18 protein-coding genes are annotated in these 14,823 nt (G+C 54.4%); 14 read left to right on the plus strand and 4 right to left on the minus strand.

Annotation, left to right across the window (positions count from 1 at the left end):
* The first annotated feature begins 93 nt into the window (after window positions 1-93).
* The 9 genes from rpmH to ftsY all read left to right on the plus strand — a co-directional run bounded on the left by rpmH (window position 94) and on the right by ftsY (window position 8,037).
* Window positions 94-228, plus strand: a complete 135-nt coding sequence (gene rpmH / locus ACXAF0_RS05775; RefSeq protein ID WP_007091264.1) for a 50S ribosomal protein L34 — start codon at window positions 94-96, stop codon at window positions 226-228.
* Between the two features lie 16 nt (window positions 229-244).
* Window positions 245-694, plus strand: a complete 450-nt coding sequence (rnpA, locus tag ACXAF0_RS05780) for a ribonuclease P protein component (protein WP_475346225.1) — start codon at window positions 245-247, stop codon at window positions 692-694.
* Window positions 695-699: 5 nt separating this feature from the next.
* Window positions 700-999 carry a membrane protein insertion efficiency factor YidD gene (gene yidD, locus ACXAF0_RS05785; protein WP_475346226.1) on the plus strand — a complete coding sequence of 100 codons (300 nt, stop codon included), beginning with the start codon at window positions 700-702 and terminating at the stop codon, window positions 997-999.
* 45 nt (window positions 1,000-1,044) lie between these two features.
* Entirely contained in the window at window positions 1,045-2,751 is a 1,707-nt protein-coding gene (gene yidC / locus ACXAF0_RS05790) for a membrane protein insertase YidC (protein ID WP_475344719.1), read from the plus strand.
* A gap of 72 nt (window positions 2,752-2,823) precedes the next feature.
* A complete protein-coding gene (gene yihA, locus ACXAF0_RS05795) occupies window positions 2,824-3,486 on the plus strand; it encodes a ribosome biogenesis GTP-binding protein YihA/YsxC (RefSeq protein ID WP_475344721.1) in 663 nt (220 codons plus the stop codon).
* A 39-nt stretch (window positions 3,487-3,525) separates the two neighbouring features.
* Window positions 3,526-4,455, plus strand: a complete 930-nt coding sequence (gene argB / locus ACXAF0_RS05800; RefSeq protein WP_475344723.1) for an acetylglutamate kinase — start codon at window positions 3,526-3,528, stop codon at window positions 4,453-4,455.
* Between the two features lie 152 nt (window positions 4,456-4,607).
* Window positions 4,608-5,630 (plus strand): GGDEF domain-containing protein, encoded by a 1,023-nt coding sequence (locus tag ACXAF0_RS05805; RefSeq protein WP_475344725.1) that lies wholly within the window; start codon window positions 4,608-4,610, stop codon window positions 5,628-5,630.
* Between the two features lie 227 nt (window positions 5,631-5,857).
* On the plus strand, window positions 5,858-7,105 hold the full coding sequence (gene mtaB / locus ACXAF0_RS05810) for a tRNA (N(6)-L-threonylcarbamoyladenosine(37)-C(2))-methylthiotransferase MtaB (RefSeq protein ID WP_475344727.1): 1,248 nt from the start codon (window positions 5,858-5,860) through the stop codon (window positions 7,103-7,105).
* Window positions 7,102-8,037 (plus strand): signal recognition particle-docking protein FtsY, encoded by a 936-nt coding sequence (gene ftsY, locus ACXAF0_RS05815; RefSeq protein ID WP_475344731.1) that lies wholly within the window; start codon window positions 7,102-7,104, stop codon window positions 8,035-8,037. Before mtaB ends, ftsY begins: the two co-directional genes overlap by 4 nt.
* Window positions 8,038-8,094: 57 nt before the next feature.
* Here the strand turns inward: ftsY and ACXAF0_RS05820 are convergent, their stop codons facing one another.
* On the minus strand, window positions 8,095-9,474 hold the full coding sequence (locus tag ACXAF0_RS05820; RefSeq protein WP_475344733.1) for a diacylglycerol/lipid kinase family protein: 1,380 nt from the start codon (window positions 9,472-9,474) through the stop codon (window positions 8,095-8,097).
* Window positions 9,475-9,554: 80 nt separating this feature from the next.
* On the minus strand, window positions 9,555-10,058 hold the full coding sequence (locus ACXAF0_RS05825; protein WP_475344734.1) for a Dps family protein: 504 nt from the start codon (window positions 10,056-10,058) through the stop codon (window positions 9,555-9,557).
* A gap of 225 nt (window positions 10,059-10,283) precedes the next feature.
* On the opposite strand from ACXAF0_RS05825, the gene ACXAF0_RS05830 reads away from it, so the two are divergent.
* Together ACXAF0_RS05830 and ACXAF0_RS05835 are read left to right on the plus strand one after the other, a co-directional pair.
* Window positions 10,284-10,739 (plus strand): hypothetical protein, encoded by a 456-nt coding sequence (locus tag ACXAF0_RS05830; RefSeq protein WP_475344735.1) that lies wholly within the window; start codon window positions 10,284-10,286, stop codon window positions 10,737-10,739.
* Between the two features lie 97 nt (window positions 10,740-10,836).
* Entirely contained in the window at window positions 10,837-11,418 is a 582-nt protein-coding gene (locus ACXAF0_RS05835; RefSeq protein WP_475344737.1) for a YqaA family protein, read from the plus strand.
* Between the two features lie 76 nt (window positions 11,419-11,494).
* On the opposite strand, the gene ACXAF0_RS05840 is transcribed toward ACXAF0_RS05835, so the two are convergent.
* Complete coding sequence (locus ACXAF0_RS05840; protein WP_475344738.1) at window positions 11,495-11,704, minus strand: hypothetical protein; 210 nt, start codon at window positions 11,702-11,704, stop codon at window positions 11,495-11,497.
* Window positions 11,705-12,048: 344 nt separating this feature from the next.
* Here ACXAF0_RS05840 and ACXAF0_RS05845 point away from each other — a divergent pair, with 344 nt between their 5' ends.
* Window positions 12,049-12,576 carry a sigma-70 family RNA polymerase sigma factor gene (locus ACXAF0_RS05845; protein ID WP_475344740.1) on the plus strand — a complete coding sequence of 176 codons (528 nt, stop codon included), beginning with the start codon at window positions 12,049-12,051 and terminating at the stop codon, window positions 12,574-12,576.
* Between the two features lies 1 nt (window position 12,577).
* The gene (locus ACXAF0_RS05850; RefSeq protein ID WP_475344744.1) at window positions 12,578-12,859 is read left to right on the plus strand and encodes a hypothetical protein; all 282 of its coding nucleotides are present in this window, start codon (window positions 12,578-12,580) and stop codon (window positions 12,857-12,859) included.
* A 203-nt stretch (window positions 12,860-13,062) separates the two neighbouring features.
* Here ACXAF0_RS05850 and ACXAF0_RS05855 read toward each other — a convergent pair whose 3' ends face one another.
* Window positions 13,063-13,260 (minus strand): hypothetical protein, encoded by a 198-nt coding sequence (locus ACXAF0_RS05855; protein ID WP_475344748.1) that lies wholly within the window; start codon window positions 13,258-13,260, stop codon window positions 13,063-13,065.
* A gap of 73 nt (window positions 13,261-13,333) precedes the next feature.
* On the opposite strand from ACXAF0_RS05855, the gene ACXAF0_RS05860 reads away from it, so the two are divergent.
* Window positions 13,334-14,809, plus strand: a complete 1,476-nt coding sequence (locus ACXAF0_RS05860) for an AMP nucleosidase (RefSeq protein WP_475344750.1) — start codon at window positions 13,334-13,336, stop codon at window positions 14,807-14,809.
* The last annotated feature ends 14 nt before the right edge of the window (window positions 14,810-14,823 follow it).

A 14,823-nucleotide genomic window follows, 5' to 3' on the forward strand; every position in this document is an offset into this window, starting at 1 on the left:
TGCCCTGTCACGAGTTGACAGCTCTGGTGTGAAGCCCTATACAGCGGACCTCGAATTTTATCGGATTACCTTATTTAGAACGGAGTAAGTGCAGTGAAGCGCACCTACCAGCCAAGCAAACTCGTACGGAAACGCCGCCACGGCTTCCGTTCCCGCAGCGCGACCGTCGGTGGCCGCCGTGTGCTGACCGCACGCCGCGCCAAGGGCCGCAAGCGTCTGTCGGCCTAATGTTGTGACCGTTTCGGTGGAACGCCTTAAAAAGCGGGCGGAGTTTCTCCGCGTTGCGGGCACCCGCCGGAAATGGGTTACACAGGGATTGATCCTGCAGGGCGCACCGCGGCCGGGGATCAAACCGGACACAGAATACGCCGGTGAAGACCGACTCGCACGAGTCGGGTTTACCGTCACCAAAAAGGTGGGAAAGGCCGTCGTCCGCAATCGCGTTCGGCGGCGTTTGCGTGCTGTGGCAGAGCAATTGATGAGCGAACACGCATTGCCCGGTTGGGATTATGTCGTGATCGGTCGCGCCCAGACCATTGATCGGCCGTTCGACAAGCTGATTGATGATATGCGTTTTGCCCTGCGTCGGGTTCCTGATGCCAAGCCGTCTGCGCCTGATGCGCGCCGTCCCCGCAAGGGACGCGCCAACAGCAAGCCAGCCGGTACGACGAAGGCAGGAGGCCCGGGGAAATGACATTCATGCGTGCTCCCGGTTTTTTTGCCCGTCTTCTTCAAATCGCAGTTCGCGGTTATCAGCTGTTTTTATCGCCATATATCGGGTGGTCGTGCCGTTATCAGCCGACCTGTTCGGCGTTCATGCTCGGAGCATTAGCCCGTCATGGTGCATTAAAAGGTGGCTGGATGGGATTTAAACGGATAATGCGTTGCCATCCATGGGGTGGTCATGGTTATGATCCCGTGCCCGGATGTGGCTGCGAACAAAACAAAGCGTCGTCGGATGGTGAAAACCGGTCCCCGGCGCTTTCGTCATGTAAATAGAATATGCGGTCGGCGCGCGCTGGCTGAACAAAGCGGAAAGAGGCGATGAACGAACAACGTAACCTGTGGGTAGCAATTGCATCGGCAGTTGTGATTCTTATCGGGTGGCAATTCTTCTTTGCGCCCGAGCCTGATCCTCAGGTTCGTGAAGCGCAGGTTCGCGAACAGCTGAATGCGGACGGAACAAACACCCCGCAGGTCTCCAGCCCGGCCGTTCCAGGCGGACAGCCCGCCGTTCCGGCAGTCAAGCGCGAAGACGCGCTGGCTAAGTCGCCGCGTATCAAGATTGATACCCCGCGTGTCGAAGGTTCGATTCGTCTTGTTGGCGGTGTGATCGACGATATCCAGCTTCAAGATTATCGCGAGACCGAAGAAGATGACAGCCCGCTGATACACGTTCTGAACCCGACTGGCAGCAACGATGCCTATTTCGCGGAGTTCGGCTGGGTTGGTGCGAAAAGCGGTATGGCGCTGCCTGGCAGCGATACAGAATGGACCGCAAGCAGTCAATTGCTGACACCTGACAGCCCGGTCACCCTGTCCTGGGACAACGGTGAAGGCCTGACCTTCAAACGCGAAATCGCGATTGACGAGAACTATCTGTTCACCGTCAATCAGTCGGTCGTCAACAATACGGGCGGCGATGTCGTTCTGTATCCCTATGGCCTGATTTCGCGCAAGAACAAGCCGCAGACTGCCGGTTTCTATATTCTGCACGAAGGTCCGCTTGGCGTGATCGACGGCACCTTGACCGAGATCGACTATGACGATCTGGCAGATGATGGTGCGGTCGAGCAGAAAACCACTGGTGGCTGGCTGGGTATTACCGACAAATACTGGCTGGTGGCACTTGCCCCGTCCTCGGACGAGGAAATGACCACGCGCTTTAGCCACCATGTCGCGGACAATGCCGACAAGTATCAGACAGATTATCTTGGTGCGCCGCGCACCATTGCATCGGGATCTGAAGGCGGGGCCGAAACCCGTCTGTTCGCCGGTGCAAAGGAAGTCACCCTGCTTGATACCTATGCCGAGGATTACGGGATCACCAACTTCGATCTCGCGATTGACTTTGGCTGGTTCTACTTCCTGACCAAGCCGTTCTTCCTGTTCTTGCAGTATCTCTATCATCTGGTTGGCAACTTTGGTGTCTCGATCCTGATCATCACGGTCATCATCAAGGCGATCATGTTCCCGCTGGCCAACAAGTCTTACAAATCGATGAGTGCGATGAAAAAGCTGCAGCCGCAGATCACCGAGATGCGCGAGAAGTTCAAGGATGATCGTCAGCGTCAGCAGCAGGAAATGATGGCGCTCTATAAGCGTGAGAAGATCAACCCGGCGTCCGGCTGTTTGCCGATTATCGTTCAGATCCCGGTGTTCTTTGCGCTCTACAAGGTTCTGTTTGTCAGTATCGAGATGCGCCATGCGCCGTTCTTTGGCTGGATTCAGGATCTGTCGGCACCGGATCCGACGTCGCTGTTCAACCTGTTTGGTTTGATCCCGTGGGATCCGCCGCAAATGCTGATGATCGGTATCTGGCCGTTGATCATGGGTCTTACCATGTATCTGCAGCAGAAACTGAACCCGGCCCCGGCTGACCCGACCCAAGCGAAGATCATGATGTTCCTGCCGTTCATCTTTACCTTTATGCTGGCAAGCTTCCCGGCAGGCCTGGTGATTTACTGGGCATGGAACAACCTGCTGTCGATCGCACAGCAGCGCTACATCATGTACAAGATGGGGATTTAATCCCCATCTACCCCTTCACGGGTTGACCTTCCCTTCGGGGAGAATCCCCGATCCATCGGGGAAGGAAAGACGATGACACAAGAAAACCTGCCGTCGGCAACTGCCATTCCGACGCATGAAGACTCAGTGATCGAAGCCGGGCGGAAGCTTTTTAGCCGCCCGGTTAACTTCGTTCTTGGCGTGGCCCAGCTTGAACAGCTGCCGCCGGAGGACAAAACCGAGATCTGTTTTGCCGGTCGTTCGAACGTGGGCAAGTCCAGCCTGATCAATGCGATTACCGGGCGCAAGGACATTGCCCGCACGTCGAACACACCCGGTCGTACCCAGCAGCTGAACTATTTCGATCTGGATGGTGCATGCTATGTCGTGGATTTGCCTGGCTATGGCTTTGCCCAGGCCCCAAAGGATATCGTTGATACCTGGCATGCGCTGATCAAACAGTATCTGCGCGGGCGGGTAACGCTTCGCCGCGTGTTTGTTCTGATCGATTCCCGGCATGGCTTTAAAAAGGCCGATCAGGATATGATGAAGCTGCTTGATGAGGCCGCGGTGCCGTATCAGGTTGTGCTGACCAAGGCAGACAAGCTAAAAAAAGGGCAGCTTGAAAAACGCATAAAGGAAGTAGTCGACGGGTTGGTCAAGCACCCGGCTGCTCTGCCGCAGATTTTTGCGACTTCAAGCGAGAAAAATACCGGACTTGCCGAACTGCGCGCAGAGATTTCAACGCTGCTTTAGAACCGGCGCCCGCAAAGAGCGATAATATGGGGAAGTGACATGAACGAAGAAATCCGTTCTGAAGAAGACCAGTCGGAAGCCAGTGCATACCGCATGCTGGCACGTGCGAAAGTGCTTTCCGAGGCTCTTCCCTTTATGCGCCGATTTAACGGCCAGAAAATTGTCGTCAAATATGGCGGTCATGCGATGGGCGATCCGGAACTGGCGCGTTTGTTCGCCCAGGACATGGTGCTGCTCAAACAGGTTGGCATGAACCCGATTGTGGTGCATGGCGGCGGGCCGCAGATTGGTCAGATGCTCAAGCAGCTTAACATCCAGTCGGAATTCATCGACGGCCTGCGCGTGACCGATCAGCAGACCATCGACGTCGTCGAAATGGTGCTGGCGGGCAAGATCAACAAGGAAATCGTCTCAAACATCAATGCCGCTGGCGGCGTTGGTGTCGGTCTGTGTGGCAAGGATGCGCATCTGATTACAGCACGCAAGCTGACGCGTACCAAGCGTGATCCGGAAAGCAATATCGAGAAGGTTCTTGATCTCGGCTTTGTCGGTGAACCGGCAACCGTCAATCCGCATGTTCTCGATTGCTTTATTGATACCGACATCATTCCGGTGATCTCGCCAATCGGTGTGGGTGAAGACGGACAGACATATAATATCAACGCTGATACGGCCGCCGGCGCGATCGCCAAGGCCGTTGGGGCAAGTCGTCTTTACATGCTGACCGATGTAAAAGGGATCCTTGATCAGGATAAAAACCTTGTACGGGACGCTGACACCGCCCACATCAACGCTATGATTGCGGACGGAACCATTCAGGGCGGGATGATCCCGAAAACGGAAACCTGCATGGATGCCGTGGAAAACGGGGTCGAAGCCGCTGTGATCGTTGATGGGCGTGCACCGCATGCAGTTCTGCTTGAGCTGTTCACCGAACGCGGTGCCGGCACGATGATCCGGGGTGACTAAAGGTCTATAATCGTCCGACACTTTCGGTTAGTCCAATTCGACGTATATCTGGCTCCGCTGGGCAATTTGGGGTATGTTGAGGCCAATGGGTATGCGGTTGACGCGTAACATATTGACTTTGTTGGTAAAAACACGAGCCTAGAGCGCCCGTTGTGACCACAGCGGACGAACAGATATCCCGTCATTGGGATTATGCTGACGCAACTCTCAAGGCGCTGCGCGAACGTGGCCTGCCCCCGACACCCGAACTTTATCATGTCTGGTTTGTCTATTTTGCCGAAGAAAACCCGGAAATCCTTCGGGTCATCGATGCGGTGCGCGCAAGTGGCGAAGACCTGGCCGAAGACACCCTTTTGCAGCTTTATTACCGCTATATCTTTGATCGGCAAGCCGCAGACTTCCTGCAGCACGGAATGGAAGATTTCTCCGAGCTTGTCGAGGACAGCGACGAATGCCTGACCACAGCGCGCAGCGGTCTGCAGAACTATGGGGCATTGCTTGGGCGGTCGCTTGAGACGCTTAAGGACAACGAACAGGTCAGCCCGGTTCTGAGCGAAGTGATAGAACAGACCGATCAGATGCAGCAAACCGTTGAAGGATTGCATCAACGTCTTGATTGCTATCTTGGCAAGGTCGAATGGCTGCAGCGCGAACTCGAAGAAACCCGTGAGCGGTCCTATACCGATGGCCTGACGCGCGTTTCCAACCGCATGTATTTCGAAGAACAGTTCAATCAGCTTGTTGCCGAACATGATTCCAACATAAAGGCCGAGCCGTTCTGTGTGATGATTGTCGACCTTGACCAGTTCAAGGCGGTCAATGACCGGTTTGGTCATCGCATCGGCGATGAAATCCTTGTTCTGATGGCATCCATGCTCAAAGCCAACATCGAGGGGCGGGATGTTGTCGCCCGCTATGGTGGGGACGAGTTTGCCATCCTTTTGCCCCAGACGCCGCTGGCCGATGCCATGGTTCTGGCAACCGATATGAGCAAACGCATCGCCGCACGTGAAATCAAGTCAAAGCAGTCGGGCATTTCATTTGGCCAGATGACCGTTTCGGTCGGTGTTGCTGAATATGTTGCCAATGAAGGTGGGGCGAAATTGATAGACCGCGCGGACCGGGCGCTGTACCGGGCCAAGAAAGAAGGTCGTAACCGCAACTGCGCGGCGTAATCGACGATTTCCAACCTTTGATGCGCACGGCTTGCGGTGATTTGCGCGCCCGTTGCATGTGTGCCATGAAGGGCGCGGGCTTGCATTGCATAGTTCAAAAGCGTATGTAACCAGCGCCCTGCAAGGATAGATGTTCTTGTCGGGCGTTCCGCACTTGCAGCATCCTTTTTGATTTGCGCGGGCGGAAATATTCCCGAATTCGAACTTTGGATCGCAGAAGGCCAAGCATGAAAGAGCCGCGCGTCGTCACATTTGGTTGTCGCCTTAACACCTATGAATCCGAGGTGATGCGCGATCATGCCAAATCTGCCGGGCTTGATGATGCGATTATCATCAACACCTGTGCGGTCACGACCGAGGCCGAACGCCAGGCCCGCCAAAGCATTCGCCGTCTGCGGCGCGAAAACCCGGACGCGAAGATTTTCGTGACCGGCTGTGCGGTTCAGGTCAATCCCGACAAGTTCGCCAATATGGGCGAGATCGACCGTATCTTTGGCAACGATGCCAAGATGAAGGCCGAAACATTTGCCATGCCCGATCATGAACGTGTTGTCGTCAACGACATCATGTCGGTCGAGGAAACGGCAAGTCATCTTGTGTCCGGCTTTGAAGGTCGTGCACGCGCCTTTGTACAGGTCCAGAATGGCTGTGATCATCGTTGCACGTTCTGCATCATTCCGTTCGGCCGCGGCAACTCCCGCAGTGTCCCCATGGGCGAAATCGTAAGCCAGGTGCGTGAACTGGTCGCCAATGGCTATGGCGAGGTGGTTCTGACCGGTGTCGACATCACGTCCTATGGTCATGATCTGCCAGGCCAGCCGACGCTGGGCCAGATGTCGCGACGTCTTCTGGCACAGGTGCCCGAACTGCCGCGCCTGCGCATTTCATCCATTGATCCGGTCGAGGTCGACGAAGACCTGTTTCGTCTGATCGAAACAGAACCGCGTTTGATGCCGCATATGCATATCAGCCTGCAGGCCGGTGATGACATGGTGCTTAAACGCATGAAGCGTCGTCACCTGCGTCAGGACGTGGTCGATTTCTGCAAAAAGGTCCGTGACCTACGCCCGGATGTAACGTTTGGCGCCGATATCATTGCCGGTTTCCCGACCGAGACCGATGAAATGGCGGAAAACACCCTGCGTCTGGTCGATGAATGTGGCCTGATTTATCTGCACGTATTCCCGTATTCCTCGCGCCCGGGCACGCCGGCCGCCAAAATGCCGCAAGTGCCCAAGGATCTGCGCAAGGAACGTGCAAGTGCCCTTCGCGAAGCGGGGGATGTTCAGCTCAACAAGTTCCTGCAATCGCGGATCGGGATGGTCGAGAATGTGTTGGTCGAAAAGGAAAATACCGGCCATACGGAGCATTTTGCTCCCGTTCTGCTGGATCGCGTGATAGAAGCGGGCACAATAGCCAAGGCCAAGGTAACCGGCCTTGAAGATGGAAAACTGATTGCGGAGCTTGCGGGATGAGTGAAGAGGGGAAAAAAAGCTGGTTTAGCCGCCTGAAAGACGGGCTGAAACGGTCCTCCTCAAAACTGACAACCGGGATTTCCGATATCTTCACCAAGCGCCGTCTGGATGATGATGCGCTTGAGGAATTCGAAGATCTTCTGATTACGTCCGACCTTGGTGTCACGACCGCTGCGAAATTGAGCGCGGAACTGGCCAAGACCCGGTTTGACAAGGAAGTCGATTCCGCAGAAATCCAGGAATTCATTTCCGAAGAAGTCGCCAAAATCCTTGATCCGGTAGCCAAGCCGCTGGTGATTGATGCCAACAAGAAACCGCACATGGTGCTGGTTGTCGGTGTTAACGGATCAGGTAAAACCACAACGATCGGCAAGCTTGCCAAAACCTACAAAGATCAGGGCCTTAAGGTCATGATGGCGGCGGGCGATACGTTCCGTGCCGCCGCAGTGGAGCAGCTTATCGTCTGGGGTGAACGGACCGATTGCCCGGTGGTCGCGCGCGAAACCGGTGCAGATGCCGCAGGTCTGGCGTTTGACGCGATTGAGCAAGCCCAGCGCGAAAATTATGATCTTCTGCTGATTGATACGGCCGGGCGCCTTCAGAACAAGGCGCATCTGATGGATGAACTTAAAAAGATCGTCCGTGTGATCAAAAAGCGCGATGAAACGGCCCCGCATGACACCCTTCTGGTGCTTGATGCCACCACCGGTCAGAACGCCCATTCACAGGTCGAAACCTTTGGCGAGGCCACGGATGTTTCGGGCCTGATCGTGACCAAGCTTGATGGTACGGCAAAGGGCGGCGTCGTTGTCGCACTGGCCGAGAAGTTCGGAAAGCCCGTGCATGCGATTGGCGTCGGCGAAGCGGCCGAGGATTTGCGTCCGTTCGAAGCCAAATCCTTCGCGCGCAGTCTTGCCGGTCTGGAAGACTGATCAGGTCTGCCGACGAATAACCAAAATAAAAGACCGCCAGATGGCGGTCTTTTTTGTTTAAAGGCTTTTGATGATTTTACCGAGCGTGTCGGTAAAGGTGTCGATTTCGTCTGTCAGGGCGTTCAAGGCCTTGGTGACATCGGTCGGCTCGTCGTCGAGCGATATTGCCTCAATCTCACTCTTAAGCAGTTCAGCACGCTCTTTCAGGCCGTTTGACAGCCGTGTATCGGCATTGCCGAGCAACCAACCCATCACCTTGTCACGGAGTTCTTCAAGATTTTGAAGATCTGGGTCGGGCGAGGCTGCATTGATTCCATATGGGCGCAGGCCCAGTTCAAGCTGTCGCGCAATGCTGCGCAGATTGCCGGCACTGTCATGACACAGCGCCTTAAGCTCGCTGTTCTGGGCCACCGGATAGATCGCCTCAAGACGCACGGCAAAATCAACCGTGTCGCGCATGACGTCATTGATCTCGTCCTGCTGCGCCAAAGGTTTGCTTTCCGATCCGGCAGTGTCTTCAATCTGATCGACAAAGCTGTTGGGGGCAAAGACGGGCAGCACGCCGGCATGGATGGAAAGCAGGGCGGGCAGTTCACCGATGATTTCGCCATCGGCCAGAATTGGGGCACCTTCTTCGCCCTCGACCTTGATGGTGTCGCACTGCATGGTGGTGGCATAGCTGCTGTCATCGACAGAGCCGAATAAAAGTTCGGCCGCGATATCAAGACCGCTTAGCGTATCGACGCTGTCGCGGATCGCAAACATGTGCAAAAGACCATCTTCCGGGCTTTTGGTTTCACTGGGCCGCAAACCACCACCGAAATACCGGCCATTGGTGATCGTCACCTGACGCAGTTTCATTTTCTGCGGTGCTTCGTCGCCACAGGTAATCGTCAGCTCAAGCGGATCCATGTCATGCCAGCTTTGCCAATTCGCAACCGCATAGCTGATCGCGCCCAAGGTGCGTTTAAGATCGGGATTGATGCGTTTGCGCGCATCTGCTGGCACGCCGATGCTGGCCGCATTGACAAAGCTTTTGTTATTGACGCTGCCGATATCAAGCATGCGGATCTGGCCATGAATGGCGGCACGCGCCGCATCAATCAGGTCATCGGGCAGGGTCAATGTGCGGGCAAAATCGTTGGCGGTGCCAAGCGGGACGGGGATCAGAACCACCTTGTTGGCAATAACCGTATCAAGAACGGCGTTAATCGTGCCGTCACCACCGCCAACGGTAACAATGTCGCCGGGTGCGCATGCGCTTTTGATCTGGTCCTTGATGGCGTCGGGGTCGTCACACAGGGTCAGCTCGGTCTTGTAACCGGCATCCTCAAACACAGTGCGCAGGGGCTGTGCGCCGTTGCCGCGCCAGTCTTCAGGCAGCTTTGCCTTGGTCAGCAGCAGGTGAACCTTACCAGTCAGATCAGAGCTTTTCATGACGTTGCACCTTTGTTGTATAGGGCACAAAAAAGAACCGGTGCCCGCAGGCGCCGGTTTATCACATCATAGCTGGATGATCACGAGATCGTCGCACGCAACATCCAGGCTGCTTCTTCGTGGACACCGATCCGCTCGGTCAGCATGTCGGCGGTCTTGACGTCGTCAACATCTTCGGCGGCGGCAACGCCATCGCGAAGCAGACGGGCCATCTTCTCGTGATCTTCGACCAGTTCCTTGACCATGTCTTCGGTGGAAACAAGTTTCGTCTGATCAGAGATCACCGAGTTTTCCATCATTTCGCTGAGGCCGGTTGGTGCTGCAAAGCCAATTGCACGAATGCGTTCTGCCATATCGTCAATTGCCGTATTGAGATCTTCGTAATGCTCCTCGGTCATTTTATGGAGCGAATAGAAGGTCGGGCCAACCACGTTCCAGTGAACGCCACGAATTTTGGCATACAGTACATGCGATGATCCAACGATCTGCGTCAGCATTTTCGCCAGTTCGCGACGATCCTTGCGGTCCACGCCGGTCTCGACGGGAAATTCCTTCGCAACGGTCTGCATACTGCTATGTGCCATAACTAAAACTCCTTCTGTTTACTGCGCGCCCGTGAAATCGGCTTGCGCATCTTACTGCGCTGTACCCCGCTTCGTTGGTGGGCGCTTGGGGATGTAACGTCACGTTCTCAAAAAGGTTCCACGAAATAAAATCACCTTAATCGGAACATTCTTTCGAACCACCCGTTGTGATGGGTAAGCAGCGCGCAAGTAATTGTGCTGTGTTTGTTAAATAAGGAGGTTGTGATGTTGAACAAGAATATGCTGATGATCGGTACTGTACTTATGTCTGTTTCGGTAGCGGCTCCGGCCTATGCGGGGTCCGATGCATCAAACACGATGGCAACCGACGATGCGGTAGAGTCCGATGTCAACAAGCTGGGTAATGAAATTGCCGCCCAGTATGAAGAAGCCAAGGACTTTACGTTCGAACAGAAAGAAGATTTTCTTGCCTGGGTCGATAGCAAGTCAGAGCAGCTCGGCGAACAGTATGACGATGTTTCCGCAGAAGTCGAAAATGACAGCGAGGAAGCCGTCGAAGAACTGGCCGAAGCTTGGGACAGCGCAAGCGATGAGCTGAGCGACGCGCTTGAGGATGCCCAAGAGGCATCTGCGGATACCTGGGAAGATGTGAAGGCCAACACTGTAAGTGCGCTTGAAGATGCGCAGAAGGCCATCTCGGACAATCAGACCGCTGAATAAGACGTCACAACCTGAACTCGGCGCCTGACGTCCGAGGTTAGCAGCCCGCCCGGCTTCGGGCGGGCTGCTTTTTGTTTGGGATATCTAGGAACAGGCAATGTCGCGCGATCAAGAAAAATCAGAACAGCCGATGAAACGCGCAGTCGATTATGCGCAAACCCGACTTGCGAAACTCGCAGAAGGCCGCAAGGGACTGAGCGGGATCTCCGTCGCGTCATTCCTTGAAACCACCATTATCCCGATTCCGATCGAAGTCATTGTGGCCCCGATCATGGCGGCATCGCGCAAGCACGGCTTTATTGTTGCAACCGTGACATTGGCGGGCAGCGTGCTTGGCGCGCTCGCACTTTATGTTCTGGCCTGGGTTCTGTTTGATGAATTTGCCCAGCCCTTGATTGATATGGTCGGTGGTCAGCAGCAATTTGATGATCTTGAAGCCCAGTTCCAGGAAGGCGGCTTCTGGGTTGTCTTTGCAATCAGCATAACGCCTGTCCCGATGCAGATTGCAGCCCTGGCGGCCGGGGCGGCGTCCTATCCATTCTGGCTGTTTCTGATTGCGATTACCGCATCACGTGCGCTGCGATATTATGGATTGTGGGTGCTGGTTCTTGGCTTTGGGGCCGGAATCGCCAAGATATTCGAGGGCAAAAAGCCGGATCTGAACGGTAAAAACGCCTGAAACTGACCCAAATCATCGATGAAAAACAAAAAGGCCCAGCATTTTGCTGGGCCTTTTTGTTGGGGAAATCATTTTTTTATTCCGGCTCAACCCGGAAATCGCTGGTGCTTTTGCCATCGGTTTCGGGATCATCCATGTCCTCAGCGACCAAACCGCGACGAATTAGTTCGCGGATTGCGGCAGCGCGGGTCGGCATCCGGTGGTCAAATCGCCAGTCATCAATGACCTTAAGCTCGTCATCATCAAGCATGATCTGAAGCTTTTCTGTTCTTTTCGACGTCGGCACGTAGGGTTTCCTGTCAATTGCAGCGGTTCTCAGAACCGTCTGAAGCCATTGAAAATCAAAGCGTTCAAGAATTTTGGAGTAAGTTACGTTACCGCTGTTTGTTCCATAACACAACCATCTTGCTGAATATCTGTCAGTTCGATCGCTGATGTAAGTAATGTAAAGTAATCATAAGTGGTAATGCAGGTATAATGATGAAGTGAATTACATTGTGTAAAGTAAGTGTGTTCCTTGTGTTGTGTAGTGTATGTGTGTTCCTTGTGTTGCCTAAGTAGAGCATACGATTTTTCTTTTATTTTTATTTTGGTTTGTTACGGTCAGCTCATCCGAACAAGGAGGTTGTGATGTCTGAACAAGTGATGAACGAAATCGAAGATCATGTCCCTGCACTGCGCCGTCATGCGTATCGCCTGACCGGCAGCACCGATATGGCGCAGGACCTGGTCCAGGACACGCTGTTGAAAGCCATCAGCAAAAAGGACCAGTTCGAAGAAGGCACCAGCCTTAAAGCCTGGTTGCACCGTATTCTCTTCAACACGTTCATTTCCGGAAAACGTCGTGAAAAGACACGCGGCCCGCAGGTCGACTGGGATGACCTTGGCGATGTCTATGGTCATGGCAGCAATCAGATGGCGCGCTTGCAGCTTCGTGACGCGGATCGCGTTCTCGAAGAGCTGCCCGAACAGGAACGCGAAGCCATCATGATGACGGCTGTTGATGACGTGTCCTATCAGGATGCAGCTGACCAGATGTCGGTTGAAATCGGGACGGTCAAATCCCGCGTTGGCCGCGCACGCCGTAAATTGCGCGCTTCGGTTGGTCGAATCGAAGCCCGTGAACACGCATCACGTTATGTCTCGGAGGCTGCATGATATGAGCCCGGTTCTTGCGATATATGGCAAAGATCACATTCTTGGCTATGTACGCGGGACGCTTGAATACGACGAAGAAAAACAGGATATCGAAAGTCTGGTCGAGAGTGATCCACGTGCTGCGAAGATTGTGCTTGAGTTGGAGTCTGCCGAACTAGGTGACCCATGGGCACTTGATGAAGCTGTGCAACGAAGATTGAAAAAGTTGCAGGAGCTCGCGGACGAACACCGATATTCTGGTGTGATGCCATGGGGCGGTCGAATAGGCCATGCATCAAATTGAATTGACATAAATGACCAATGGTCATATAAAGATTGCACATCAGGGTTGATCGTCTTTTCCCTCAACGTCTAAGGCCCTTCCCTGAAATTGCCGAAACCGTCCCCCGGTTTCGGCATTTTTTTGTCTGCGTTTCCGAGCTGTGATGATTTCAGCGGGGCGTTGTGCTGAACAGGCGGTCGGTTATGACGCGCTCCGCAAAACTGTCATTTTGAATTTTTGAAAATAACTCCGACATATTGTGCATAAGCTTCTGAAACTTCCGGGAAAGGTTTGGTTTGATATCCTTTCGATTGTCTCAAACCCGGCGTTTTGACGTCAGGATTGAAAGAGATAACAAAGTTTTCGGTTGTCAGAAGACGGGCGGGCGGTGATAAATCTCTCGCTCCAAGGGCTTTTGTCATTGATCCGTCGCTGTTTTATGCTGCGTGATCTGTCAAAAGACCCAAACAACAATAACAAAAAGGAGCATCCAATATGGTTTCTGAAGTCCACGGATCGGTACGCGATCTGTTTGAATTTACCGACGCTGACAAGGCACTTGCGCGCATCAAGGATATTTATGCGACCGGTGCCAATGCCGTCCAGGAGGCCTTTAACCGTTTCGGTCAAGGCCAGCAATCTTCCCCGGTACGTGCCTATTACCCGTATCTCGGCATCGAAGTGCCGCCCGAAAAGCTGCATGTTGAAAGCACGCTGTCATTTGGCGCACCGCGCGATCCGGGTGTTTATGGCACGACCCTGACCCGACCGGACCTGTTTGAAGAATATTACCGCGAGCAGATCGAACTTCTGCTTAAAAACCATGACGTTCCGGTCGTGGTGGGTGTCTCGGACCGTCCGATCCCACTGCCGTTCATGGTTGAAACCGCAACCGACAGCATCGGGCCGAACGACATCCGTCCGATGCAGCTGATCTTTGACATGCCCGATCTGGCACGCACCGATGATGATATCGCCAATGGCGTTCATTACGGATCAAACGCCACGCCCGGGCCAAAGCCGCTGTCGCTGTTTTCGGGGGAACGTGTTGATTACTCGCTGGCGCGTTTGCGTCATTACACGGCAACCGCACCCGAACATTTCCAGAAGTTCGTCCTGTTCACCAACTATCAGCGTTATGTCGATGAATTCATCGAATTCGCCAAGGAACAGCTTGAAGACCCCAAAAGCCCCTATGTTGCCTTTGTCGAACCGGGGCCGAAGGTCAGCGTGCGCAAAAACGCGCCGAAGGGCTGGGTGGAAAGTGGCGAGGCGGTCAAGCAATTGCCGCAGATGCCGTCCTATCACCTGATCCGTGAAGACGGTCTTGGTGTGACGCTGGTCAATATCGGGGTTGGTCCGTCAAACGCCAAAACGGCGACGGATCATATCGCCGTGCTGCGCCCGCATTGCTGGTTAATGCTCGGCCACTGTGCCGGTCTGCGACGCAGCCAGTTGCTCGGTGATTATGTTCTGGCCCACGGTTATGTCCGTGATGACCATGTGCTTGATTCCGACCTGCCGCTGTGGATTCCGGTGCCGCCGATTGCCGAGGTGCAAGTTGCCCTTGCGGACTCGGTCACCAAGATCACCGGGCTTAAGGGCCGCGAAATGAAGGCCCGCATGCGTACCGGCACGGTGGCCACCACCGATAACCGAAACTGGGAATTGCGCTACAGCGAATTGTTTGTCCGCCTTAACCAGTCGCGCGCGATTGCAGTTGATATGGAAAGTGCGACCATTGCCGCCAATGGGTTCCGGTTCCGTGTGCCGTACGGCACGCTTTTGTGCGTGTCGGACAAACCGGTGCACGGCGAGTTGAAATTGCCGGGCATGGCCAACAATTTCTATCGCCAGCGCATTGGCCAGCATTTGCAGGTCGGGCTTGATACGATTGATACGCTCCGTCAGGACGTCAATCAGCTCCATTCCCGCAAACTGCGGTCGCTCGATGAGCCAGCCTTCCGCTAGGACGTTGTCTGGCG

It is taken from the genome of Thalassospira sp. ABD4_177 (assembly GCF_056160125.1).

Bases quoted from the DNA above. Each gene is read 5' to 3' on its own strand.
- yidD (WP_475346226.1), top strand. From the start codon at position 700: ATGCGTGCTCCCGGTTTTTTTGCCCGTCTTCTTCAAATCGCAGTTCGC.
- ACXAF0_RS05850 (WP_475344744.1), top strand. From the start codon at position 12,578: ATGAGCCCGGTTCTTGCGATATATGGCAAAGATCACATTCTTGGCTAT.
- ACXAF0_RS05835 (WP_475344737.1), top strand. From the start codon at position 10,837: ATGTCGCGCGATCAAGAAAAATCAGAACAGCCGATGAAACGCGCAGTC.
- ACXAF0_RS05825 (WP_475344734.1), bottom strand. From the start codon at position 10,058: ATGGCACATAGCAGTATGCAGACCGTTGCGAAGGAATTTCCCGTCGAG.
- yidC (WP_475344719.1), top strand. From the start codon at position 1,045: ATGAACGAACAACGTAACCTGTGGGTAGCAATTGCATCGGCAGTTGTG.
- ACXAF0_RS05830 (WP_475344735.1), top strand. From the start codon at position 10,284: ATGTTGAACAAGAATATGCTGATGATCGGTACTGTACTTATGTCTGTT.
- ACXAF0_RS05860 (WP_475344750.1), top strand. From the start codon at position 13,334: ATGGTTTCTGAAGTCCACGGATCGGTACGCGATCTGTTTGAATTTACC.
- ACXAF0_RS05845 (WP_475344740.1), top strand. From the start codon at position 12,049: ATGTCTGAACAAGTGATGAACGAAATCGAAGATCATGTCCCTGCACTG.
- ftsY (WP_475344731.1), top strand. From the start codon at position 7,102: ATGAGTGAAGAGGGGAAAAAAAGCTGGTTTAGCCGCCTGAAAGACGGG.
- mtaB (WP_475344727.1), top strand. From the start codon at position 5,858: ATGAAAGAGCCGCGCGTCGTCACATTTGGTTGTCGCCTTAACACCTAT.
- ACXAF0_RS05855 (WP_475344748.1), bottom strand. From the start codon at position 13,260: ATGACAAAAGCCCTTGGAGCGAGAGATTTATCACCGCCCGCCCGTCTT.
- yihA (WP_475344721.1), top strand. From the start codon at position 2,824: ATGACACAAGAAAACCTGCCGTCGGCAACTGCCATTCCGACGCATGAA.
- argB (WP_475344723.1), top strand. From the start codon at position 3,526: ATGAACGAAGAAATCCGTTCTGAAGAAGACCAGTCGGAAGCCAGTGCA.
- ACXAF0_RS05820 (WP_475344733.1), bottom strand. From the start codon at position 9,474: ATGAAAAGCTCTGATCTGACTGGTAAGGTTCACCTGCTGCTGACCAAG.